At 64.2% G+C, this 23,580-nt stretch carries 21 protein-coding genes and 1 riboswitch; of the genes, 20 read left to right on the forward strand and 1 reads right to left on the reverse strand.

Annotated elements, in window-relative coordinates; genetic code table 11:
• Positions 1-302: 302 nt before the first annotated feature.
• Positions 303-1,718, forward strand: a complete 1,416-nt coding sequence (gene uhpT, locus ACTODO_RS05880) for a hexose-6-phosphate:phosphate antiporter UhpT (protein WP_003792387.1) — start codon at positions 303-305, stop codon at positions 1,716-1,718.
• 2 nt (positions 1,719-1,720) lie between these two features.
• A complete protein-coding gene (locus ACTODO_RS05885) occupies positions 1,721-2,497 on the forward strand; it encodes an inositol monophosphatase family protein (RefSeq protein WP_003792388.1) in 777 nt (258 codons plus the stop codon).
• Positions 2,498-2,545: 48 nt separating this feature from the next.
• Here ACTODO_RS05885 and ACTODO_RS05890 read toward each other — a convergent pair whose 3' ends face one another.
• Positions 2,546-3,583 (reverse strand): LacI family DNA-binding transcriptional regulator, encoded by a 1,038-nt coding sequence (locus ACTODO_RS05890; RefSeq protein WP_003792390.1) that lies wholly within the window; start codon positions 3,581-3,583, stop codon positions 2,546-2,548.
• A gap of 131 nt (positions 3,584-3,714) precedes the next feature.
• Between ACTODO_RS05890 and pyrR the strand changes: the two genes are divergently transcribed.
• The 18 genes from pyrR to ACTODO_RS05980 all read left to right on the forward strand — a co-directional run bounded on the left by pyrR (position 3,715) and on the right by ACTODO_RS05980 (position 23,542).
• On the forward strand, positions 3,715-4,278 hold the full coding sequence (gene pyrR / locus ACTODO_RS05895; protein ID WP_003792391.1) for a bifunctional pyr operon transcriptional regulator/uracil phosphoribosyltransferase PyrR: 564 nt from the start codon (positions 3,715-3,717) through the stop codon (positions 4,276-4,278).
• 3 nt (positions 4,279-4,281) lie between these two features.
• Positions 4,282-5,268: an aspartate carbamoyltransferase catalytic subunit gene (locus ACTODO_RS05900; protein ID WP_003792392.1), complete on the forward strand. Its 987-nt coding sequence runs from the start codon at positions 4,282-4,284 to the stop codon at positions 5,266-5,268.
• Positions 5,261-6,580 (forward strand): dihydroorotase, encoded by a 1,320-nt coding sequence (locus ACTODO_RS05905; RefSeq protein WP_003792393.1) that lies wholly within the window; start codon positions 5,261-5,263, stop codon positions 6,578-6,580. The genes ACTODO_RS05900 and ACTODO_RS05905 overlap by 8 nt, the downstream gene beginning before the upstream one ends.
• Positions 6,577-7,764, forward strand: coding sequence for a glutamine-hydrolyzing carbamoyl-phosphate synthase small subunit (carA, locus tag ACTODO_RS05910; RefSeq protein WP_003792394.1), 1,188 nt, complete (start codon positions 6,577-6,579; stop codon positions 7,762-7,764). The genes ACTODO_RS05905 and carA overlap by 4 nt, the downstream gene beginning before the upstream one ends.
• Positions 7,764-11,063 (forward strand): carbamoyl-phosphate synthase large subunit, encoded by a 3,300-nt coding sequence (gene carB, locus ACTODO_RS05915; protein WP_003792395.1) that lies wholly within the window; start codon positions 7,764-7,766, stop codon positions 11,061-11,063. Before carA ends, carB begins: the two co-directional genes overlap by 1 nt.
• On the forward strand, positions 11,060-11,926 hold the full coding sequence (pyrF, locus tag ACTODO_RS05920) for an orotidine-5'-phosphate decarboxylase (protein ID WP_003792396.1): 867 nt from the start codon (positions 11,060-11,062) through the stop codon (positions 11,924-11,926). Before carB ends, pyrF begins: the two co-directional genes overlap by 4 nt.
• A gap of 101 nt (positions 11,927-12,027) precedes the next feature.
• Positions 12,028-12,339 (forward strand): integration host factor, actinobacterial type, encoded by a 312-nt coding sequence (mihF, locus tag ACTODO_RS05925; protein ID WP_007589281.1) that lies wholly within the window; start codon positions 12,028-12,030, stop codon positions 12,337-12,339.
• 27 nt (positions 12,340-12,366) lie between these two features.
• Positions 12,367-12,924, forward strand: coding sequence for a guanylate kinase (gmk, locus tag ACTODO_RS05930; protein WP_003792399.1), 558 nt, complete (start codon positions 12,367-12,369; stop codon positions 12,922-12,924).
• A gap of 36 nt (positions 12,925-12,960) precedes the next feature.
• Positions 12,961-13,227 (forward strand): DNA-directed RNA polymerase subunit omega, encoded by a 267-nt coding sequence (rpoZ, locus tag ACTODO_RS05935; protein ID WP_003792400.1) that lies wholly within the window; start codon positions 12,961-12,963, stop codon positions 13,225-13,227.
• 1 nt (position 13,228) lies between these two features.
• Positions 13,229-14,458, forward strand: a complete 1,230-nt coding sequence (gene coaBC, locus ACTODO_RS05940) for a bifunctional phosphopantothenoylcysteine decarboxylase/phosphopantothenate--cysteine ligase CoaBC (RefSeq protein WP_003792401.1) — start codon at positions 13,229-13,231, stop codon at positions 14,456-14,458.
• Complete coding sequence (gene metK / locus ACTODO_RS05945) at positions 14,455-15,642, forward strand: methionine adenosyltransferase (RefSeq protein WP_003792402.1); 1,188 nt, start codon at positions 14,455-14,457, stop codon at positions 15,640-15,642. Before coaBC ends, metK begins: the two co-directional genes overlap by 4 nt.
• Positions 15,639-16,274: a vitamin K epoxide reductase family protein gene (locus ACTODO_RS05950; RefSeq protein WP_003792403.1), complete on the forward strand. Its 636-nt coding sequence runs from the start codon at positions 15,639-15,641 to the stop codon at positions 16,272-16,274. The genes metK and ACTODO_RS05950 overlap by 4 nt, the downstream gene beginning before the upstream one ends.
• A 42-nt stretch (positions 16,275-16,316) precedes the next feature.
• The gene (locus ACTODO_RS05955; protein WP_003792404.1) at positions 16,317-18,299 is read left to right on the forward strand and encodes a primosomal protein N' family DNA-binding protein; all 1,983 of its coding nucleotides are present in this window, start codon (positions 16,317-16,319) and stop codon (positions 18,297-18,299) included.
• A gap of 34 nt (positions 18,300-18,333) precedes the next feature.
• A complete protein-coding gene (locus ACTODO_RS05960; protein ID WP_003792406.1) occupies positions 18,334-19,278 on the forward strand; it encodes a methionyl-tRNA formyltransferase in 945 nt (314 codons plus the stop codon).
• The gene (locus ACTODO_RS05965) at positions 19,275-20,747 is read left to right on the forward strand and encodes a transcription antitermination factor NusB (protein ID WP_003792407.1); all 1,473 of its coding nucleotides are present in this window, start codon (positions 19,275-19,277) and stop codon (positions 20,745-20,747) included. Before ACTODO_RS05960 ends, ACTODO_RS05965 begins: the two co-directional genes overlap by 4 nt.
• A 10-nt stretch (positions 20,748-20,757) precedes the next feature.
• On the forward strand, positions 20,758-21,420 hold the full coding sequence (gene rpe / locus ACTODO_RS05970; RefSeq protein WP_003792408.1) for a ribulose-phosphate 3-epimerase: 663 nt from the start codon (positions 20,758-20,760) through the stop codon (positions 21,418-21,420).
• 107 nt (positions 21,421-21,527) lie between these two features.
• A riboswitch (FMN riboswitch) is annotated at positions 21,528-21,657 on the forward strand.
• 56 nt (positions 21,658-21,713) lie between these two features.
• Complete coding sequence (locus ACTODO_RS05975; protein WP_003792409.1) at positions 21,714-22,487, forward strand: ABC transporter permease; 774 nt, start codon at positions 21,714-21,716, stop codon at positions 22,485-22,487.
• Between the two features lie 11 nt (positions 22,488-22,498).
• Positions 22,499-23,542 (forward strand): ABC transporter substrate-binding protein, encoded by a 1,044-nt coding sequence (locus ACTODO_RS05980; protein ID WP_431312113.1) that lies wholly within the window; start codon positions 22,499-22,501, stop codon positions 23,540-23,542.
• Positions 23,543-23,580 lie beyond the last annotated feature (38 nt).

The following is a 23,580-nucleotide window of genomic DNA, read 5'->3' on the forward strand; positions in this document are numbered from 1 at the left end:
CTCACGAAGCCAAGATACCCGGTAGGGGTATACCAAGATACCCCTACGGGGTATAATTCGCCGTCACACGGTGACAGGCTTACGTCACTGACAAGCGGGCCGAGGAGTATTCGACACGCATCACCCTCAATACCAACCAAATGCTCATACATTGAGTCGTTTGACACCAGTTCATAACCGACGCCTTTCATGCGCACGCGACTCTTGACACTGAATGTAAGCGTTTGTATTCTGGTGGCGTGACGCCGATGGCACCGTCGCCATCATCACCCGCGTACACCAACAACACTGGAGAGACAGCAATGACGCATCTATCCCACATTTTCGATATTCGTACGTCTCCACCCACGTCCCTGACGCTCGAGCAGCAACGTACAAAGTGGCTCATGGAGTTCCTCAAGACGTACGCCGTGCTCGTCATCGTGTATGGCGGCTTCTACCTGCTACGTACGAACTTCAAGTCCGCGCAGCCTTTCCTCGTTGAACAGGTCGGGCTAACGACGACTCAACTCGGCACGATCGGCTTCGCCTTCTCGCTAACCTACGGCTTCGGCGGACTCATTCTCGGGTTCTTCATTGATGGCAAGAACACCAAGAAGGTCATCTCCGCACTGCTGCTCGCCTCGGGTGTCACGTCGATCCTCATCGGCCTCGTGCTCGCATGGTTCCACAGCCCATACGGCTGGATGATCCTCCTGTGGTCACTCAATGGCCTCTTCCAGGCTCCCGGCGGCCCCTGCTGCAACTCGACGATGAACCGATGGACGCCCCGTGCCCTGCGCGGTCGCTTCATCGGCTGGTGGAATGCCTCGCACAACGTTGGCGCGATGGTGGCGGGCGTTCTCGCTCTCTGGGGCGCGAACACGCTGTTCAACGGATCTGTCATCGGCATGTTTATCGTCCCCGCCGTCATCTGCATCCCAATCGGCATATGGGGCTGGTTCTTCGGTAAGGACGATCCCAAGGAGCACGGTTGGAACACGCCCGAGGCGATCTTCGGTGAACCCGAGTCGAAGGCTGATGCGGTTACAAGCTCCGTCTCCAAGGGCCGGATCCTGCTCGATTACGTTGTCAAGAATCCTGCCGTCTGGTTCCTGTGCATCGCTAATGTGGCCGCGTACTGTGTGCGCATTGGCATCGACAACTGGAACGTGCTCTACACACGTCAGGAGCTTGGTTTCTCCGATTACCTTGCGGTGAACACGACCATCGCGCTGGAACTCGGCGGCCTCGCCGGCTCTCTTCTGTGGGGATACTTCTCAGACAAGATGGGCGGTCGGCGGGCCCTGAGCGCCGCTATCGGCATGGGCGCTGTGGTCATCCCGCTCTTCGTCTACGCGCATGCGACGACAGCTCCTGTCGTCTACGGAGCTCTCTTCATGATCGGCTTCCTTATCTTCGGCCCCGTCACCTTGATTGGCATCTGCGTCATCGGTTTTGCGCCGAAGACCGCGACCGTGGTCGTCAACGCAGTTCCTCGAGCATTCGGCTACGTCTTTGGCGATTCGATGGCCAAGGTTCTTCTCGGCCGCATTGCAGACCCGACGAAGGACGGCGTGACGGTCCTCGGACTGCACCTCCACGGCTGGTCATCGACATTCACCGTGCTGTTTGCATCCGCAGCGGTTGGCCTCGCCTGCCTGATCGTGGTCGCATTCTTTGAGGAGCGTAACCTGCGCGCTGACCGTGAATTCAGCGAAGCGAAGGAGGAATCGTGAGCATGACGGTTGATATGGAGCATTTGCTCAACGCGGCTATTGAGGCTGTTCGCAGGGGGATGAACATTGCCCTTCACCCACCCGTCGAGCTTGACGTTCACACGAAAGCAAATCGTAACGACCTCGTCACGGCCGTCGATAAAGCGATCGAAGCGGATATTGCCTCCCATCTTCACGCAGTGACAGGCTTACCACTGCTGGGGGAGGAGGGGCACGCCGTTGACTCTTTCGCCGGACTCGTCTGGGTCCTTGATCCGATCGACGGCACGATGAACTACGTGGAAACCCACCGCGATTATGCGGTGTCCTTAGCCTTGTGCGAGGACGGAACTCCGGTCCTTGGCGTGGTCGCCGACGTTGTCGCCGGACGCATTTATCACGCGATCCGAGGCCAAGGAGCGTGGGTCGATGGGGTTCCTCTCACGCAGGCAACGGATGTGTCAACGTATCGTGACGCCATCATCATCACCGACATCAAAGAGATCCTCGCGCTGCCTCGGCTTGCCCGCGCGCTTCAGGACAGCCGTGGCCATCGGCGCTACGGCTCCGCAGCGCTCGAGTGCGTGGAAGTTGCTGTCGGCCGGGCTGGAGCATTCGTCCACATGTGGGTCTCACCGTGGGACATCGCCGCAGCGACGCTCATCGCCACCGAGTGCGGTGCGCTCGCGACGCGCTTGGACGGAACTCCGCTCGACGTGCGCTACAAGGGATCGATTCTCCTTGGCACACCCAACGTGCATGCCACGCTTGTTGAGTGCCTGATGTCCTCAGTGCAGTAAGCGCGGACGGTCGCGCGGACGGGCTCACGGGCAGTTCGTTCCGCGCGGCTATCCCGTGCTCGCCCGAACGACGAGTTCCGTGTCAACACGCTGACGAGCCGGGCTGCCACCGTCGCTGAGCGCTCGTGCGATCGCCTGATCGACAGCGAGGCTCGCGACACGCGACGGCGCACGGTCAATCGACGTCAGAGAGAGGGCGCGCGACGAAGCGATCGCTGAGTTATCGCAGCCCACAACCAACATATCGCGCCCCGGAACGAGGCCGTCCCCGAGGAGAGCAAGAATGGCGCCGTGCGCGCACTGGTCGTTGTAGCAAACGAGCGCATCAACTCCGGCAGGGAGACCCGCTCGGACAGCGAGGAAGCCAGCGTCGACGTTGTCACCGCCCGGCACAGTGAGCGCATCGACCTCGTGAGTGATGCACGCCTGCGTAAAAGCCGCTTCGCGCGCTCGTGCGGAGGGCCCGGGAGGCCCTTCAAGGAAGGCAATGCGTCGGCTGCCACGTTGGGCGAGAAGAGCAATCGCTTGCCCCATACCGCGTTCGTTGGAGCTCGTCACAAGATCAATGTCTCGACGAGGCGCGCGCTGACCAATGAGGACGGCCGGAGTATTCGGAAAGCGCGTCGAGATGCAGGTCGAGTCGACAGCAATGACGGCCTGAGCGCGCAGCTGCAGAACAGACTCCCAGGCTCGGTCGACATCGCGCGAGGTATCAATCGACTCCACAATGACCCGAAACCCCCGATCCTCAGCGTATCGGAGGGCCTCAGCACGGTAGCGAACATGTAGTTCCTGGCTGAGGGAACAGACGAGGCCCAGGATCTGCGGCCGCGCCGAAGCGAGGAGAGACGCCGCGATGTTTGCCCGGTAGCCGAGCTGTTCGGCCACTTTTTCGATTCGTTCGCGTGTTGGGGCTGCGACGCGCGGAGATCCCCCAAGAGCGCGTGACACGGTCGCGATCGATGTTCCGGCAGCGAGAGCGATATCGTCAAGCGTCACGCGCTGTCCAGACATCGGACGGTCGTGCGCCAACGGCGTCACACCGGTCCTTTGCCCGGGCCTGGACTGCTTCGACTGCTGGCTCATTCCTGCAGTCTAACGCCACTCACGTGGTGTTTCACACGTGGAGGCGTCACACCGGCTCGTGACGAGGAGCGTAGGATTGATGTACGACAGATCCTTTAATGACCGTCCCGTGAGGCGGGGAAGGAGTAAGCGTGGCCGAAGTGCACGCAGATCGCGCATCGCGCGGCAAAGAAGTATTGGGAGTTGGCGACGTCGCACGCTCCCTGACACGCATCGCCTATGAGATCGTCGAACGAAACGGCGGCAGCGATAATCTGGTGATCGCCGGTATCCCCACTCGTGGCGCAACGTTGGCACGCCGCCTCGTCAATCGGATTCGGGAAGTCTCCGGCACCTACGCGGAACTCGCAATCATCGACACCACGATGTACCGCGACGACCTGGCCTCTCAGCCCCTGAGAGCTCCGAAAGAGACTCTGGTGCCTCGCACTGGCATCAACGGTAAGACCGTCGTCCTTGTCGACGATGTGCTGTACACCGGCCGCACCATCAAGGCTGCGCTCGATGCTCTTACTCGTATCGGTCGCCCTGCGGCCGTTCAGCTCGCAGTCCTTGTCGACCGTGGCCACCGCGAGCTTCCGATTCGCCCGGACTACGTCGGCAAGAACCTGCCGACCTCCCGCGACGAAATCGTCACCATCCTGCTCGACGAAACAGACGGGCGCGATGGCGTCCTTCTCGGGAAAGGCCTGTAAACGATGAGCCTGAGCCATCTCATTTCTATCCGTGATTTGACGCGCGAGGAGGCGATTCTGATCCTCGACACGGCGGAGCAGATGGCCGCCACTCAGCGCCACGGCGTCAAGAAGCTTCCGACGCTTCAGGGAAAAACCGTCGTCAACCTCTTTTTCGAGGATTCGACACGCACCCGCATCTCCTTTGAGACCGCCGCCAAGCGCTTGAGCGCCGACGTCATCAACTTCCAGTCCCGCGGCTCCTCGGTTTCCAAGGGCGAGTCCCTCAAGGACACCGCGCTCACGCTGGAGGCCATGAGCGCGGATGCGGTTATCGTGCGCCACTCCTCGTCGGGCGCTGCACACCGTCTCGCGCACGCCGGCTGGATGAATCTACCGGTCCTCAACGCGGGTGACGGCACCCACCAGCATCCGACGCAGGCTCTCCTTGACGCGATGACCCTGCGCCGCCACTACGCCCCGTCGCTTGGCGAGAATGGGACGACCGCCCCCGGCTCCGGCCTCGACGGCGCACACGTCGTCATTGTCGGGGACGTCCTTCACTCGCGCGTGGCGCGCTCCAACGTCGATCTCCTGACGCTCCTGGGCGCCCGCGTCACCCTCGTGGCCCCCCCAACGCTCCTGCCGATCGGTGTGGAGACCTGGAGCTGCGCCACCTCCTACAACTTCGACGAGGCCCTCGCGACCCACCCCGACGCGGTCATGATGCTGCGCGTGCAGCGCGAGCGCATGTCGAGCGCGGGCGGTGGTTTCTTCCCGTCGCCCGGCGCCTACCACGCGGAGTACGGCCTCACCCCAGCACGCTTCGCAACGCTGTCTCCCAACGCCGTCGTTATGCATCCCGGCCCGATGAACCGAGGCCTCGAAATCTGCGCTGAGGCAGCCGACTCAGACCGATCTGTCATCGTTGAACAGGTGTCGAACGGTGTGTGCATCCGCATGGCCGCCCTCTACCTGCTTCTCGCATCGGAAGGACACAGCAATGACTGAACAGACCCGTGACATCCTGATCACCGGAGCCTCGCTACTCGGCGGGGAACCCACCGACATTGCGCTGTCCGCTGGCACCATCGTCGCGATCGGTGCCGACGCCCGTAACGCCGTGCGCGACCCGCGCATCATCGACGCCGAAGGCCTCATCGCCCTGCCCGGCCTCGTCGACATCCACACCCACCTGCGTCAGCCCGGCGGCGAGGACGCCGAGACCGTTTTCACCGGTACGCGAGCGGCCGCGGTCGGCGGCTACACGGCCGTCCACGCGATGGCCAACACGACGCCCACGCAAGACACGGCCGCCATCGTCGACCAGGTGCTGCGCCTGGGCGAGGAGGCCGACTGGGTCGAGGTGCGTCCCGTCGGTGCCGTCACCAAGGGCCTGGAAGGCAAGCAGCTCGCTTCGCTCGGTTCGATGGCCCGTTCACGCTCGAAGGTCCGCGTCTTCTCTGACGACGGCAAGTGCGTGTCCGATCCCGTTCTCATGCGCCGCGCCCTCGAGTATGTCAAGGGCTTCGGAGGCGTCATCGCCCAGCACAGCCAGGATCCGGCCCTCACCGAGGGCGCTCAGATGAACGAGTCGACGCTGTCCGGTGAGCTCGGCCTAGCCGGCTGGCCCGCCGTCGCCGAAGAGGCGATCATCGCCCGCGACATCCTGCTCGCCAAGCATGTCGGCTCGCGCCTGCACGTGTGTCACCTGTCGACAGCGGGTTCGGTTGACCTCGTGCGCTGGGGTAAGGCACAGGGCGTGGATATCACGGCCGAGGCTACGCCTCACCACCTGCTCCTCACCGAGCAGCTGGCCGCCACTTACGACCCGCTCTACAAGGTGAACCCGCCGCTGCGCCGGGCCGAGGACGTCGAGGCCGTGCGCGAAGGCCTGGCCGACGGCACGATCGATTGCATCGGCACGGACCACGCTCCGCATCCGCTCGAGATGAAGGACTGCGAGTGGCAGGCCGGCGCGTTCGGCATGACCGGCCTGGAGACAGCGCTGCCGATCATCATCGAGACGATGGTGAACACGGGCCGCATGGACTGGGCAGACGTCGCCCGCGTGATGTCGACTGTTCCCGCCCAGATTGGTTGCGTGAAATCACAGGGCCAGGGCCTGGTCGTTGGCGCCCCCGCACACGTCACCCTCGTCGACGCCACCGTCCGCGTCACGGTCGATCCCGCCAAGCAGTGGACACGCTCCACGAACTGTCCCTTCCGCGGCATGGAACTGCCCGGACAGGTGCGTTACACGATCTACAACGGCGTCCCGACGGTCGTCGGCGCCACCCCGATTGCCAAGGAGGACCGATGACCACGTCCGATATCGCTCTGCTCGTCCTGGAGGACGGCACCGTTTTCAAGGGCCGCGCATGGGGCGCGAAGGGCCGCACGCTCGGCGAGATCGTGTTCTCGACCGGCATGACCGGCTACCAGGAGACGCTCACCGACCCGTCGTACCACCGCCAGATCGTCGTCATGACGGCCCCGCACATTGGCAACACCGGCGTCAACGATGAGGATCCCGAATCCTCGCGCATCTGGGTCGCGGGCTTCGTCGTGCGCGACGCCGCCCGCCGCGCCTCCAACTGGCGCTCGCGCCGCGAGCTGGAGGACGAACTGATCTCTCAGGGCATCGTCGGCATCGCGGACGTCGACACGCGTGCGATCACCCGCCACATCCGCGAGCGGGGAGCGATGCGCGCTGGCATCTTCTCGGGTGACGCGCTGCCTGTGGGCGCGCAGTACCTGGGGGACGAGGCCGTGGCCTCCCTCGTGCGCATCGTTGCCGAGTCGCCCGCGATGAGCGGAGCAGCGCTCGCCGCCGAGGTGTCGACGGACGAGACCTACGTGGTGGAGCCCCTCGGCGACTTCGAGGGCAAGGAACCCATCGCGCGCGTCGTCGCCGTCGACCTGGGTATCAAGTCGCGCACGCCCTACCACCTCGCCGCGCGTGGAGCGCGCGTCTACGTGGTGCCCTCCACCGCGTCCTTCGCGGATATCGAGGCACTCAAGCCGGACGGCGTCTTCTTCTCCAACGGACCCGGCGACCCGTCGACTGCCGACCGCGAGATCGGAGTGCTGCGCGCCGTCCTCGACGCGGGCATCCCGTACTTTGGTATTTGCTTCGGTCACCAGCTCTTCGGCCGTGCGCTTGGCTACGGCACCTACAAGCTGGACTACGGTCACCGCGGTATCAACCAGCCGGTGAAGGAGGTGGCCACGGGCCGCGTGGAGATCACCGCTCACAACCACGGCTTCGCGGTGGACGCTCCGGTAGGGGAGCCCTCGGTCGCTCCCTTCGAGTCGGGCCGCTACGGGCGCGTCGAGGTCTCCCACGTCGGCCTCAACGACGGCGTCGTCGAGGGCCTGCGTGCCCTGGACATTCCTGCCTTCTCCGTTCAGTACCACCCCGAGGCAGCTGCGGGCCCGCACGACGGCGAGCTGCTCTTCGATCGCTTTATTTCCCTGATGACTGCCGCTAAGGAGACCCACTGATGCCCCGCAGGAACGATCTGTCGTCAGTCCTCGTCATTGGATCGGGCCCGATCGTCATCGGCCAGGCGTGCGAGTTCGACTACTCGGGCACGCAGGCATGCCGCGTGCTGAAGGAGGAGGGCCTGCGCGTCATCCTCGTTAACTCCAACCCGGCCACCATCATGACCGATCCGGGCATCGCCGACGCCACCTACGTCGAGCCGATCACCCCGGAGGTCGTGGCCTCGATCATCGAGAAGGAGCGTCCCGACGCGCTACTGCCCACGCTGGGCGGTCAGACGGCCCTGAACACGGCCGTCGCGCTGTCTGAAATGGGCGTTCTTGAGCGTTTTAACGTCGAGCTGATCGGCGCATCGATCGACGCGATTCGCGCCGGTGAGGACCGCGAGGAGTTCAAGGAGATCGTCGAGCGCTCCGGCGCGGAGGTCGCGCGTTCCTTCATCGCCCACACGATGGAGGAGTGCCACGCGGCCGCCGCCGAGCTCGGCTACCCCCTCGTCGTTCGCCCCTCCTTCACGATGGGCGGGCTCGGCTCCGGTTTTGCTTACACCCCCGAAGACCTCGAGCGCATCGCCGGCCAGGGCCTGGCCGCCTCGATCACGACCGAGGTTCTCCTCGAGGAGTCGATCCTCGGCTGGAAGGAATACGAGCTTGAGCTCATGCGCGACAAGGCGGACAACGTTGTCGTCGTGTGTTCGATCGAGAACGTTGACCCGGTCGGCGTGCACACGGGTGACTCGATCACGGTCGCTCCGGCGCTGACCCTCACCGACCGCGAGATGCAGCGTCTTCGCGACATCGGCATTGCCGTCATCCGCGCTGTGGGTGTGGACACGGGCGGCTGTAACATCCAGTTCGCGATTCACCCCGAGACTGGCCGCATCATCGTCATCGAGATGAACCCGCGCGTGTCGCGTTCGTCCGCGCTGGCCTCGAAGGCGACGGGCTTCCCGATTGCGAAGATCGCCGCGCGGCTTGCCACCGGCTACACGCTCGACGAGATTCCGAACGACATCACGGGCTCGACCCCGGCCTCGTTCGAGCCGACACTCGACTACGTGGTCGTCAAGGTCCCGCGCTTCACCTTCGAGAAGTTCCCGGCCGCCGACCCGACCCTCACCACCTCGATGAAGGCCGTGGGCGAGGCCATGGCGATCGGTCGTTCCTACACGGAGGCCTTGCAGAAGGCTCTGCGCTCGATCGATAAGGGCGGCGTGCAGTTCCACTGGGACGGGGACGTGCCCACGCCCGAGGAGACCCGCGCGCTCGTCGAGGCCGCTGCAGTCGGAACCGAGGGCCGTCTCGTCCAGGTCCAGCAGGCTATTCGTGGCGGTGCGACCCTCGAGGAACTCTTCGAGTCGACGAAGATCGACCCGTGGTTCCTCGACCAGATGTTCCTCCTCGACGAGGTCGCGACCCGCATTCGCGAGGCTGAGGCTCTCACGGGCGACGTCCTCGCCGAGGCGAAGCGTCACGGCTTCTCCGACCGTCAGATCGCAGCGATGCGCGGCCTGTCCGAGGATACGGTGCGCGAGGTGCGCGGCGCGTTTGGCATCCACCCCGTGTTCAAGACGGTCGACACCTGCGCCGCCGAGTTCGCGGCCCGCACGCCCTACCACTACTCGACCTACGACCAGGAGAATGAGGTCCGTCCGCGCGGGCGCGAAGCCGTCATCATCCTGGGTGCTGGTCCCAACCGCATCGGTCAGGGAATCGAGTTCGACTATTCGTGCGTGCACGCGGCCATGTCGCTGCGCGAGCGCTACGAGACCATCATGGTCAACTGCAACCCCGAAACGGTGTCAACCGACTACGACATCTCCGACCGCCTCTACTTCGAGCCCCTCACGCTCGAGGACGTCTTGGAGATTTACCGCGCCGAGTGTGCGGCCGGCCCCGTCAAGGGCATGATCGTCCAGCTCGGCGGCCAGACTCCGCTGTCCTTGGCAGCCGACCTCGAGCGCGCCGGGGTGCCGATCCTCGGCACGAGCCCGCGCGCCATCGACCTGGCCGAGGACCGCGAGGAGTTCGGCAAGGTTCTTGAGGCGGCGCAGTGCCCGGCTCCCGCGCACGACACCGCGAACACGCCCGAGCAGGTTATCGCCGTGGCTGAGCAGGTCGGCTACCCGGTCCTCGTTCGCCCCTCCTTCGTGCTGGGCGGACGCGGCATGGCGATCATTAACGACGAGCCAGCGCTCCGCGAATACCTCGCGAGCCATGACTCTGAGCTGCTGTTCTCGCGCGGCCCGCTCCTCATCGACCGCTTCCTGGACGCGGCCATCGAGATCGATGTCGACGCCCTGTACGACGGTGAAGAGCTCTTCATGGGCGCGATCATGGAGCACATCGAGGAGGCTGGCATCCACTCGGGTGACTCCTCCTGCGTGCTGCCTCCGATGACGCTGTCCGCGCGTGAACTCGAGCGCATCACGGCATCTACCGAGGCGATCGCGCGAGGCGTCGGCGTGCGCGGCCTGATCAACATCCAGTTCGCTCTGCTTTCCGATACGCTTTACGTCATCGAGGCAAACCCGCGTGCCTCGCGTACCGTTCCCTTCGCGTCGAAGGCGACGGGCGTGCAGCTCGCGAAGGCCGCCGCTCTCATTCAGGTGGGTGCGACGATCGCCTCGCTGCGCGAGGAGGGCCTGCTGCCCACCCACGACGCCCGCGAGATCCACGACGGCGGCTCGATCGCGGTGAAGGCAGCCGTCCTGCCCTTCAAGCGCTTCCGCACGGCAGGCGGCGAAATCGTCGACACTGTCCTCGGTCCCGAGATGCGCTCGACGGGCGAAGTCATGGGCATCGACCGAGACTTCCCGACTGCGTTCGCCAAGTCCCAACTCGGCGCGTCGACCGATATGCCGACGTCGGGCACCGTCTTCATTTCCATTGCGGATACCGACAAGCGAGCAATCGTTCTGCCGGCCGCCCGTATGCACGAGATGGGCTTTAACATCCTCGCAACCTCCGGAACAGCATCGGTTCTGCGCCGCAATGGCATCGAGGCCCAGGCCGTTCGTAAGTCGTCCGAGGGCCGCGGCGACGGCGGCGAGCCGACGGTCGTCGACCTCATCAACGACGGCTCGATCGACATGGTCGTTAACACGCCTCAGCGCAGCGCCCCGCGTAATGACGGCTACCAGATTCGCGCCGCCGCTGCCTCGCAGGACCGCCCCGCGGTGACCACGCTGCAGGCATTCAACGCGATGGTCCAGGCCATCGAAGTGCGTATGCGCGGAGCCTACTCCGTGCGTTCCCTGCAGTTGTGGGATTCCATTCGATCGGAGGAGACACGATGACTACTGCCGCAATCAAACCTGGTGCCGCCGCCGGCTTCGGCGACCGTCTCTACGCCGCCATGCGCGCGTATGGACCCGTGTGCGTGGGCATCGATCCTCACGCGGGCCTGCTGCGGGAATGGGGACTTGACGACGACGCGAGCGGTGTGCGAGAGTTCTCTCTTCGCGTCATCGAGGCGCTCGGCGGTCGCGTCGCTGCCTTCAAGCCTCAAGCTGCTTTCTTCGAGCGTCACGGCTCTCGCGGCGTCGCCGTTCTTGAGGAGGTCATCGCCGCCTGTCGCGAGGTCGGCACGCTGTGCATTGTGGATGCGAAGCGCGGTGACATCGGCTCGACGATGGACGGCTATGCACAGGCGTTCCTGTCGGATTCTTCTCCGCTCGCCGGCGACGCGGTCACGCTCTCGCCCTATCTCGGCGTCGGATCGCTGACCCCCGCCCTCGAGTTGGCGCGACAGACCCGCAGGGGAGTGTTCGTCTTGGCGCTCACGTCCAACCCTGAGGGATCCTCTGTACAGCACGCCCGCGGCGAGGACGGAACAAGCGTTGCGGGCCGCGTCGTGTCCCAACTGGCGGACTTTAACGGCCAGTGTGACCAACACCACCTCGGCCCTGCGGGCATCGTTGTCGGGGCCACGGTCGGCGATGCGGTGAAGCGTTTGGGCATCGATCTCGCCTCGCTGAATGGCGCTTTTTTGGCTCCAGGACTGGGCGCACAGGGTGCTGGCCCGGCGCAGGTCAGAGAGGTTTTCGCCGGGGCCGAAGATGCTGTCCTCGCCTCGTCTTCCCGCGCAATCTTGCGCTCTGGCCCGAGTATTGCCGGCCTTCGAGATGCCTACCGTGCAACGGTCGATTCACTGCAATAATCTGCTCTGTTACTAAGGAAGCAGCGTTTTGGTCTGGCACTAGTGGTCTGGAAGGTGACATAGTTTATTTACCGAAGATCCCAACCGAGGAGATGATCAGAATGGCACTACCTGATCTCACGCCAGAACAGAGGGCGCAGGCTCTCGAGAAGGCAACGCAGGCACGGAGGCGTCGCGCCGAAGTGAAGAACGCGCTCAAGGCGCGCTCGATGAACCTGTCGGAGGTTTTGGAACTCGCTGATTCAGACGAAGCAGTCGCGAAGATGAAGGTCGTTTCGCTACTGGAGTCGCTGCCGCGCGTGGGCACGAACACGGCTGCCGTACTGATGGACGAGTACAAGATCGCCCAGAGCAGGCGCGTGCGTGGCCTCGGCCCCGTCCAGCGGAAGGCCCTCGTCGAGCGTTTCGGATGACGCGGTCAAGCGTGGCACACTTGAGTCATGACTAAGGCTCAACTGACTGTCCTCGCTGGCCCTACAGCCGTTGGTAAGGGAACTGTTGTCGCTGCGCTCACGAAGCGCTACCCGACGCTCAACGTGTCAGTCTCGGCAACAACTCGCGATCCTCGGCCCGGTGAACTGAACGGCGTCCACTACTACTTTGTTTCCGCCCAAGAGTTCGATGCAATGATCGAACGCGGAGACATGTTGGAGTGGGCGCTTGTTCATGGAAAAAACAAGTACGGGACGCCTCGCGGACCCGTCGATGAAGCCCTCGCTGCTGGCAAGCCCGTGCTTCTTGAGATCGACCTGGCCGGCGCACGCCAGGTCCGCACCAACAGGCCCGACGCACAGTTCATTTTCTTAGCTCCACCTTCGTGGGAGGAGCTCGAGCGTCGCCTCATTGGCCGGGGCACGGAAGGCCCTGAGGAACAGGCTCGCCGTCTGGCTACCGCCCGCGTTGAGCTCGAGGCTGCCTCGGAGTTTGACCATGTTGTGATCAACGACGACGTGGAGCGCGCCGTGGATGAGCTGGCTCGGCTCATTGGCCTGGAGTAGTATCTATCTGAATCCGCCACTGAGAGGAATACACGCATGTCCGGAATTGTTGCCCAGCCCGTGGGCATCACGTCCCCGCCCATTGACGATCTGCTGGAGCACGTCGATTCCAAGTACGCGCTGGTTATCTTCGCCGCGAAGCGTGCGCGTCAGATTAACTCCTACAATCTGCAGCTTCAGCAGAACATGATCCAGTTCGTGGGTCCGGTCGTCGACGTGCAGCCCGATGAGAAGCCGCTTGCGGTTTCCCTGCGTGAGATCAACGAAGGCCTCCTGTCTCTCGAAGCTAACCCCGAGGCCTGACATGGCAACGATCGTCGTCGGAGTGACCGGCGGCGTCGCAGCCTTTAAAGCACCCATCGTGGTCCGCGAGTGTCAACGCGCGGGCCACGACGTGTATGTCGCTGCGACGCGCGCGTCTTTGGATTTCGTTGGCCGTTCCACCTGGGAGGGCATCACGTCCCGCCCGGTTGCCGTGGATATCGCGGGGGAGGGACGCGCCGAGCATGTGGAGCTCGCTCGCGTCGCGGATCTCATCATCGTCGTGCCGGCGACCGCGAATTCTTTGGCGCGCCTCGCCGCTGGCTTCGCCGACGACATGGTGTCCTTGACTGTTCTCGCATCGGATGCTCCCGTTGTCGTTGCCCCGGCGATGCATTCCAACATGTGGCTGGCGCCCGCTACGCAGGCGAACGTTCAGGCGCTTCGTGATCGCGGCTTCCACGTCATCGAACCTGCTTCTGGCGCGCTTGGTTCCGGCGACAGGGGTGTCGGCCGCCTTCCCGAGCCTGAGGAGATCGCCCGGGTGGCTCTCGGGGTCCTTGCTGCTCGCGATCAGGCATCGAACGCTCTTGCTGGTCGCACGGTTGTTGTCACCGCCGGCGGTACACGCGAGCCCGTCGATCCGGTACGTTTTCTTGGCAATAAGTCCTCCGGCCGTCAGGGACTCGCGATCGCGTCGGCAGCGGCGCGAGCCGGCGCATCCGTACGCGTGATCGCCGCCAACATCGAGTCGGCTTTGCTCGCAACGTTGCCAACGGCCGTGCAGGTTACGCGAGTGGGGAGCGCCCTGCAGATGCGCGAGGCAACGATCGCTCAGGTGGCCGATGCCGACGCTCTCGTGATGACGGCAGCCGTCGCGGACTTCCGGCCCGAGGCTGCCTCAGAGTCGAAGATCAAAAAGGACCTGTCCAACGAGGAAGCTCCGACGATTCGCCTGGTTCGTAACCCCGATATCCTCGCCGAGATCGGGCACAGCGATCAGCGCCCGCCTCTCGTCGTCGGATTCGCCGCAGAGACCGGCACCGATGAGGAGATTCTCGCCTATGGCGCTGACAAGGCTGCCCGAAAAGGCGCGGATTTTATTTGCCTGAATCGGGTGGGGGAGAGCGTCGGATTTGGTGACGTTCCCAATGACATTCGACTCCTTGACGCACGCGGGAACACCGCGGGCCGTTACGTCGGCTCAAAGGATGAGGTGGCCGCTGGTCTTGTCGGCCATATGGCTTCATTCCTTGATAATCTAAAGCGGTGAGTCAACAGCTTTTTTCTTCTGAGTCCGTTACCGAAGGTCACCCCGACAAGGTCTGTGACCGTGTTTCCGATGCGATCCTCGACGCGCTGCTCGCCGCCGATCCCCGCTCGCGCGTGGCCGTCGAGACGATGGCGGCCACCGGTCTCATCCACATCGCCGGTGAGGTGACGACCGAGGCGTACGTTGAGATCCCGGAGATCGTGCGTCGCGAGATCCTGTCTATCGGCTACGACTCGTCACGTGTTGGCTTCGACGGTGCCTCCTGCGGCGTGTCCGTGTCGCTCGACGGTCAGAGCCCCGACATTGCCGGCGGCGTTGATGAAGCCCTTGAGGTGCGCGGCACCCAGGGCGGTGACCCGCGCGACCGTCTCGGCGCGGGCGACCAGGGCATCATGTTCGGCTACGCTTCTTCGGACACCCCGGACCTCATGCCCGCCCCCATTTGGCTGGCGCACCGCCTCGCGAAGCGCCTGACTGACGTTCGCAAGCAGGGCATCGTTGAAGGGCTGCGTCCCGACGGCAAGACTCAGGTGACTCTCGCGTACGCGGACGGTCGCCCGGTGGGTATCGACACGGTCGTCGTGTCCACCCAGCACGACGAGGCGCTGTCGCAGTCCGCAATCACCGACGCGGTACGCGACTATGTCATTAACCCCGTCATCGAAGAGTCCGGTCTCGCGCTGGCTACCGGCTCCATGACAACTCTCATCAACCCATCGGGTCGCTTCGTTTTGGGCGGTCCCGCCGCGGACGCCGGCCTCACCGGCCGCAAGATCATCGTCGACACCTACGGTGGTATGGCCCGTCACGGCGGCGGCGCCTTCTCCGGCAAGGACCCGTCAAAGGTCGATCGTTCCGCTACCTACGCCGCCCGTTGGGTGGCTAAGAACGTCGTTGCCGCCGGCATCGCTCAGCGTTGCGAAATTCAGCTTGCCTACGCGATTGGACGTGCTCGCCCGATCGGCCTGTATGTCGATACCTTCGGGACTACTTCGGTGCCCGAGGATCGCATCGCGGACGCCATCCGCGAGGTCTTCGACCTGCGTCCCCTCGGCATGATCGAAGACCTCGATCTGCTGCGTCCGATCTACCGCGAGACCGCTGCGTACGGCCACTTCGGTCGCGACCAGTTCCCGTGGGAGGCAACCAACCGCGTCGAACAGCTGAAGGCTGCGCTCGCATGAGCGAGGCAATGGAAGCCGAGGACTACCTGCCCTCGTACGAAACCGAGGATGCTCGCCGCGCGTGGCGCCGGCGCACGAGCCTGGAGATGATTGTTTCCGGCTTCATCGGCCTCGTCACGTCGTTCGTCCTCTCGATCGAGGCGTGGCAGCTCGCCGCTAACTCGTCGGCACGCTTCGGCTGCGATATTTCATCCGTCTTGTCATGTTCGGCGGTTGCGCAGACGTGGCAGGCACGGATCCTCGGCTTTCCCAATGCGTTCCTCGGCATCTTTTTCGAGGCTGTGGTTCTCGCTATTTCCGTCGCCATTTTTGCTGGCGTGAAGTTCCCGCGCTGGTACATGCTGGGCACGAACCTGCTGTACACGATCGCGCTGTTCTTTGCATTCTGGCTGTTCGGGCAGTCATATTTCATCATCCAGGTACTGTGCCCGTGGTGTCTGCTGATCACCCTGACGACAACGCTCGTCTTCGGAGGAATCACTCGCATCAATATTCGCGATGGCGTCATTCCAGCGCCCGAGGGACTGCGTCGTATCGTCGCCCAGGGGCTCGACTGGGCCCTGTGGGGTCTGATCGTCTTTGGCGTGCTCGCCATGGTGGTCGCGAAGTACGGGCTGAAGCTTCTCGGCTGAGAGCGGGACGCAGATGTGTGCTGGCCGTGATTCACTAGGATCATGACTTCCCAACAGGGCATGCTTGACGGTTTCGATCCGCCGCGGTCTTGCGCCGCGGAGATCGCTCGCGTGCTCGTTGACGTCGATCTGGCGCACATGGATCGGCCGCTCGACTACGTCGTTCCGGACAGGTTCATTGATGAGGCCGAGGTCGGCCGCGCAGTACGCGTACGGTTTTCCGGGACGCGCGTGGATGGCTGGATCGTTGAGCGTACACGTCGCGATGTGCTTGACGACGCCGCGCAGATCGAATCGGTATCGTCTGCACTCCCGGTGCTGACGCCTGCACTGTACGAGGCTGCACGTCGCATAGCGACGCGTTTTCTCGCAACGACCTCGCAGGTCCTGTCGCTCGCTATCCCACCGCGACATGCGCGCGGCGAAAAGACTGTCGTACAGGCACACGACTCGATGTGGCCATCCGTTGACGCTCCGACTGTTTCTGAAGGCTGGGCATCGTATCGTGCTGGCGACGCGTTACTTCACCGCCTTGCATCCGGAGAGTCTCCGCGTGCAGTCGTGACCGCGCTGCGTCCCCAGATGCGCGCGTGTCTGTCGGATGCCGTCGCTGCCACTGTTTCGTCGGGGCGCAGCGCCATCATCGTTGCTGCCACCGGAGAGGACGCCGCACGGTACGCACGTGCACTTGAGGAGGACCTCGGGGTGCCCGTTGCTGTCACAGGCGGTGAGGTGGCGCCCGAGGAGCGTTACCGTATCCACGCAGCCGCGACACTCGGGCGTCTTCCGATTGTGGTCGGCACACGCTCGGCAGCGTGGGTTCCGTGTGCGAAGCTGGGCCTCATCGTCATCTGCGACGACGGCGACGATCGACTGCGAGAGCGCAGGTTCCCTCGCTGCGACGTTCTTGATATCGCCGTGCAGCGGTGCGCGGTGGAGGGCGCGGGACTCCTTGTTGCTTCCTTCGCGCGCTCGGTGAAGGCACAGGCTCTCGTCCGTTCTGGCTGGGCGGCCAGTCTCGATCCGGTGCCCGGCGCGCTGCGCGACGCGACTCCACGCGTGCATCTGCACGGCGCGACGGAAGCAGAACGTGAGGGCGCCAGCGGCCACATGCGCATTCCCCCGGCAGCGTTGCGCATGATTCGCAAGGGCCTGCGCGAAGGCCCCGTTCTCATCCAGGTTGCAGTGTCCGGCTATTGGCCCACGGTCGTGTGCCGCCGTTGCGGCGAGCGTGCGCGCTGCCGCCATTGCTCGGGTCCCCTCGCAGTCAATAGCGGGGGAGACGTCACCTGTTCGTGGTGCGCCCGCACCTCGCAGTCATGGCGGTGCCCACATTGCTCCGGCACAGAGCTACGCGCAGCTCGCGTGGGATCGACGCGCACCGCCGAAGAGATCGCACGCAACCTCCCGGACACGTCGGTCCTCGAGTCTTCCGCTGCCCACAGAATCAACCGCCAACTGCCCTCACGCCCTACGGTCGTCGTTGCTACGCCGGGAGCTGAGCCAGACGTGGACGGTGGCTACGCCGCCGCCATCATCCTCGACGCGCACGCTCTGGCTGGGCGAGCCGAACTGTGGGCCCCGGAGGAGGCTGCCCGGCGGTGGCTCAACGCGCTGTCTCTTGTCCGCCCAGGCCACCCCGGCCTCGTTGTCGGGATGATTCCCGATGCGTTGGGGCAGGCACTCGTGCGCTGGGCTCCCACCGACTACGCCGATCGGCTTCTCGACGAGCGTGAGGCTCTCGGCTTTTTCCCTGCTACGACGATGGTTGCCCTCGATGGGCCAGCGGCTCAGGTCCGTCAGGTTGCCGAACAGGTCATTCGCGATGGAGGAGCTGATCTGGTCGGCACCGTCGTGCGCCCGGCGACGCGCGAGGGGGAGGAAAACCAAGTGCGCACGCTGGTGCGAAGCCCGTTGGCCGGGGCGACGTCGATGCTCGCGGTTCTTACCGAGATTCGACGCTCACGCAGTGCCCGTAAGCTTCCACTCGTCAAAATGAGCGTGAACCCACCCGAGCTCTTCTGAGTCAGGGCCTGCGTAGTACCGTAAACTGGCGGCCGTGCGCATTATTTTTGCTGGTACCCCCGAGGCCGCAGTTCCCACGCTGCGGGCCCTGCTGTCGTCGTCCCACGAGGTCGCCCTCGTCATCACGCGCCCACCGGCTCGGCGCGGCCGCGGAAAGACGATGTACCCGTCACCGGTGGCAGAGGTTGCCACCGAATTCGGCGTGGAACTGTTGGAGACAACGACACTAAAGACCCCCGACATCGCTCAGCGCATCGAGGACGTGCAGGCGGACCTCGGTGTCGTTGTTGCTTACGGCGGCCTCGTGCCCCCGAACGTGCTGGCAATGCCCGTACACGGGTGGGTAAACCTGCATTTCTCGGATCTACCAAGGTGGCGCGGAGCTGCTCCTGTTCAGTGGGCGATTCGCGAAGGGGATGCGACGACCGCGTCCTGCGTGTTCAACCTCGAGGAGGGCCTGGATACGGGCAGCGTCTATTCCCGCGTCGAGGTTCCGATCGGGCATGAGAGCGCTGGCGAGCTGCTCTCGTCCATGGCCAAGGCCGGGGCAGACCAGGTGCTCGGCGTCGTCGACGCGCTCGCCGCTGGTAGCGCAACCGCTACTCCGCAGCCCTCCGAGGGTGTCACGCACGCTCGCCGCCTCGAGCACGTCGACGGCTACGTGTCGTTCACGCACGATGCCGGGTACGAGGATCGCGTCATTCGTTCTGTCACGCCCAATCCCGGCGCCTACACGGTGTTGCCGGGCGGGGCACGCATGAAGCTCGACAAGGCTACGCCCGTGGACCGTGACGATCTCGCTCCCGGGCAGCTCGACGTGACGAAGAAGCAGGTCACCGTCGGGTGTACGAGTGGAGCTCTCGTGCTCGGAAAAGTGGCGCCGGCCGGTAAGTCCTGGATGGACGCGGCTGCCTGGGCGAGGGGAGCGCGGCCTTCCGAAGACCTGCGCCTTGGTGGAGAGCTGGAGGGAGAGCGATGAGCGAGAGGCGTTACGCGGACGGCTACCGCAAGCTGCGCAAGGCCGATGAGCCCCGTCGTATTGCCTACGACGTTCTCCACGAGGTCGAGACCCAGGGCGCGTTCACGAACATCATTTTGCCGAAAGCCCTGCGTCAGGCACGGCGCGACGGTCACTTCTCCGATCGGGACGCCGCCTTCACCTCCGAACTCGTCCACGGCACGCTGCGTGCGATCGGCCGACTCGACTGGGTGATCTCCCGTCATATCGACCGTCCCCTGGCTGATCTCGATCCGCGCGCGCTCGTCGTTCTGCGCATGGGTGCCCACCAGCTCCTCGACATGCGAGTGCCTGATCATGCTGCTGTGTCGGCGACTGTGGACGTCGCACGAGAGCACCTGACGGATGGCCCCGTGCGTTTCGTTAATGCCGTGTTGCGCTCGATCACTCGCGAGGATCCGTCCGAGCGTGAGGCAGCTATGGATGCCATCGCCGACGAGGATCAAGCCCTCGGCGTGCGCTACTCGCACCCGGCGTGGATGGTCACTGCGTTCCGCGACGCTCTGAAGGCCCACGGCTACCCCGAGGATGAACTTCTCGACGTTCTCGTGGCTGATAACGAGGTTCCCACGGTCACTCTGGTGGCCCGCCCGTCGTTGATGAGCGTCGACGAACTCGCCGATGAGGCCGAGGATATTCTCGACACGCGCGTCGCCCTGGGTGCTGTCTCCCCGTATGCCGTGCTCCTCGAATCCGGCGATCCCGCGCGCCTGCCCTCGATTCGCGACGGCCGCGCCGGCGCACAGGATGAGGGTTCGCAGCTCGCTGCCCTCATCGCCGCGTCCGCACCGCTTGAGGGCGACAACGACGAGCGCTGGCTCGACCTGTGTGCGGGTCCCGGTGGCAAGGCTGCTCTTCTGGCCGGCCTCGCCGCTGGCGTGGGAGCACGCGTGACCGCTAACGAGGTGCACCCGCACCGCGCCCGCCTCGTGGAGCGCACGACACGCCAGTTCGACTCCATTGAGGTCGTGAGCGGCGACGGTCGTACCTTCGGTGGTGGCCAGAGCGCATGGCGCCTCGGCTCGTTTGACCGTGTCGTCGTCGATGCCCCCTGCTCGGGCATGGGGTCGATGCGCCGCCGCCCCGAGTCCCGTTGGAACCGCACGCCCGCGGACGTGGAGGAGCTGACTGTTCTCCAGCGCGAACTACTCGATCGAGCAGTCGCGCTGACACGCCCCGGAGGCGTTCTCACATACATCACGTGTTCGCCGCACGCGGCCGAGACACGTGAACAGGTCGAGCGTCTGCTCAAGGCTGGCGAGGTCGAACTGCTTGACACCGTGGCGCTCGCAAACGAATGCGCACCCCAAGCGCTGGACGTGCCGGCATCTGCGGGCGTCATCAAAGGGTTTAGCGGTCGGACGCTCCAGCTCTGGGATCACCGTTTCGGCACGGATCTTATGTTTGTAGCCTGCCTGCGCAAGCGCTAGCATATGCGTTATGAACGCCACAATTAGCCCGTCGATTCTCAACTGCGACATCGCTAACCTGCGCGGTGAGCTCACCAAGATCGCAGGAGCGGATATCGCTCACGTCGACGTCATGGACAACCATTTCGTCCCCAACCTCTCATGGGGTCTGCCCGTCGCGGAGGCTGTCGTCAAGTCCGGCATTCTGCCGGTCGACGCACACCTCATGATCGAAGACCCGGATCGTTGGGCTCCGCAGTATGCGGAGGTCGGTTGTGAGTCCGTCACCTTCCACGCAGAGGCCGCTGCAGCGCCGCTGCGCCTGGCGCGCGAGCTGCACCGCATCGGCGCACGCGCCGGCCTGGCTCTGAAGCCGGCGACTGACATCGCACCGTTCGTCGACATCCTCAACGAGTTCGACATGATCCTCATCATGACGGTCGAGCCCGGCTTCGGCGGCCAGTCCTTCATCGAGCAGATGATCCCGAAGATCGAGCGCACGCGCACCGCGATCAACGCCGCAGGTCTGCAGGTGTCGATCCAGGTCGATGGCGGCATCTCGCGTGCGACCATCGAGCGCGCGGCCGAGGCCGGCGCCGACAACTTCGTCGCTGGTTCCGCGGTCTTCCGCGCTGACGACGCTCATCGTGAGGTGGAGGCGCTGCGCGAACTCGCCAACGCACACTCGCACTGATCGCACAGGCTTTCGGGCGGCCGGAACGAGATCCCGTTCCGGCCGCCCGTTTTCTTTCATAGCGGATACGCCTCGCATGGTGCGCCCGTCGGTGGCACAATGGCACACGAGTACTCCGGGGTCGGTGAAAGTCCGAACCGGCGGTGATAGTCCGCGACCCGCCCTCACAGAACGAGGGCGGTTGAGCCGGTGAAATTCCGGCACCGACGGTTAAAGTCCGGATGGGAGGAGTGCATGAGGCGCATCCGTGCGTCTGCTGTGCTGCGCGTACCCCCGGTGTCGGAAAGTAAGTCGTGGCAACTCGGAACAAGCCTCGCGGTGCTCTTACCGTCGCGGCACCGATCATTTTCCTCGCCGTGCTGTTGGCGGGGTGGTGGCTATCGACCACGCTGACCGGCATCGAGGCCTGGCGCCTACCTAACCCCATGTCCGTCATCTCCAAGGGATCGGTGATCCTGGCGCTTCCGTCAACCTGGCACAAGGTCCAGGTGACGGGTGCCGAGGCCGTCGCTGGGTGTCTGCTCGGCTCGGTCGTCGCGTTGCCGTCCGCGTATGTGATCTACCGGTCGCGTATTTTGGCTGCTGCGGTAGAGCCCTTTCTCGGGGCAACCCAAGCATTACCAGCAATCGCTATTGCACCAATTCTTGTGCTGTGGGTCGGCTACGGATTCATGTCCATCGTCGTCCTGTGCGCCCTGATGGTGTTCTTTCCGATTCTTGTCTCGACGGTCGTCGGCTTGCGCCATATTGACCGCGAGCTTCTCGAAGCTGCTGCATTGGACGGGGCGACGGGATGGACGATGGCACTCTACATGGAGCTCCCGCTGGCCGCTCCCGCGATTTTGGGCGGCCTGCGTAACGGGTTCGCCCTGTCGGTGACGGGCGCAGTCGTGGGGGAGATGGTGATGGGTGGCTCCGGGCTCGGGCAGGTACTCACTCAGATGAGAAACAACGTGGACACCGCCGGAATGTTCGTCATCATTATCATTTTGTGCACGATGGCGACTCTTCTCTACACGATCGTGTACAGGATCGAGCGGTCGAAGCGTTATGAGATCACGCAGTGAAGGAGAATCTCTTGAAGCTTTCCACAATCGTTCGTGCCGCAGTCGTCGGCGCATGTACTTCGTTGGTCCTGGCGGCGTGCACGCCGGGAGACAAGGCCGCTCAGTCGGGAACGGACGGCGATTCGGAGGTCACGATCGGCCTGACGTACATCCCCAACATTCAGTTCTCGCCCGTTTACGTTGCGGACGCGCAGGGAACGTACGCGGATAACGGTATCGTCCCAACAATTCGGCACCACGGGTCGCACGAGGGCTTTTTTACGGCGCTTCTGGCAGGTGAGGAGGATGTCGTCATCGCGTCGGGAGACGAAGCGGCGGTCGCTGCCTCGCAGGGCCTCGATATCGTGTCGATTGGCCAGTATTACGCCTCCTACCCAGGCGCAGTGATCGTTCCAGAGGATTCCGACATCCACTCTCTTGCTGACCTCAAGGGCAAGACGGTGGGCATTCCGGGTGAGCACGGTGCGAACTACTATGCGACGCGCGCCGCCATGCAGGAAGCTGGTCTTAGCGAGTCGGACGTGACGATCTCTCCGATCGGATACACGCAGCAGGCCGCACTCGCGTCGGGTCAGGTCGACGCAGTCGTCGGCTTTACCAACAACGACGCCGTGCAGATGCGACTGGCCGGCCTTCAGATCCGCGAGATCACGCTGAACCCCACATCGACACCGCTGGTGAGCGCGTCCTTCATCACCACTCACAAGTGGGCGCAGGAGCACCCGGAACAGGCGCGCGCAGTTGTCGCGGCCACGACCAAGGCCATGAACGATATCGCTGCGGCCCCCCAGATCGCCCTCGACGCGACGAAGCAGTGGGATACCTCGTTGACCGACGAGGCGACGTTGTCCGCGGCGAACGCTGTTCTTGCCGCAACGGTTCCTCTCTGGCTGGGCGACACCGGGACTGCAACGGGGGCGCAAGACCTGGCTACCTGGGCGCAGATGGTCACCTTCCTCGATTCTCTCGGGGAGCTTGAGGGGTCGGTGGATGCGACGACACTCGCGACCAACGACTATGTGAGCGCCAACGATAGCGCGTCGCCTCAGTCCTAAACGGTGCGCCGTATGCTCGGGACGCGCGCGTTTCGCGT

It is taken from the genome of Schaalia dentiphila ATCC 17982, assembly GCF_000154225.1.
In the GTDB taxonomy this organism is placed as follows: domain Bacteria; phylum Actinomycetota; class Actinomycetes; order Actinomycetales; family Actinomycetaceae; genus Pauljensenia; species Pauljensenia dentiphila.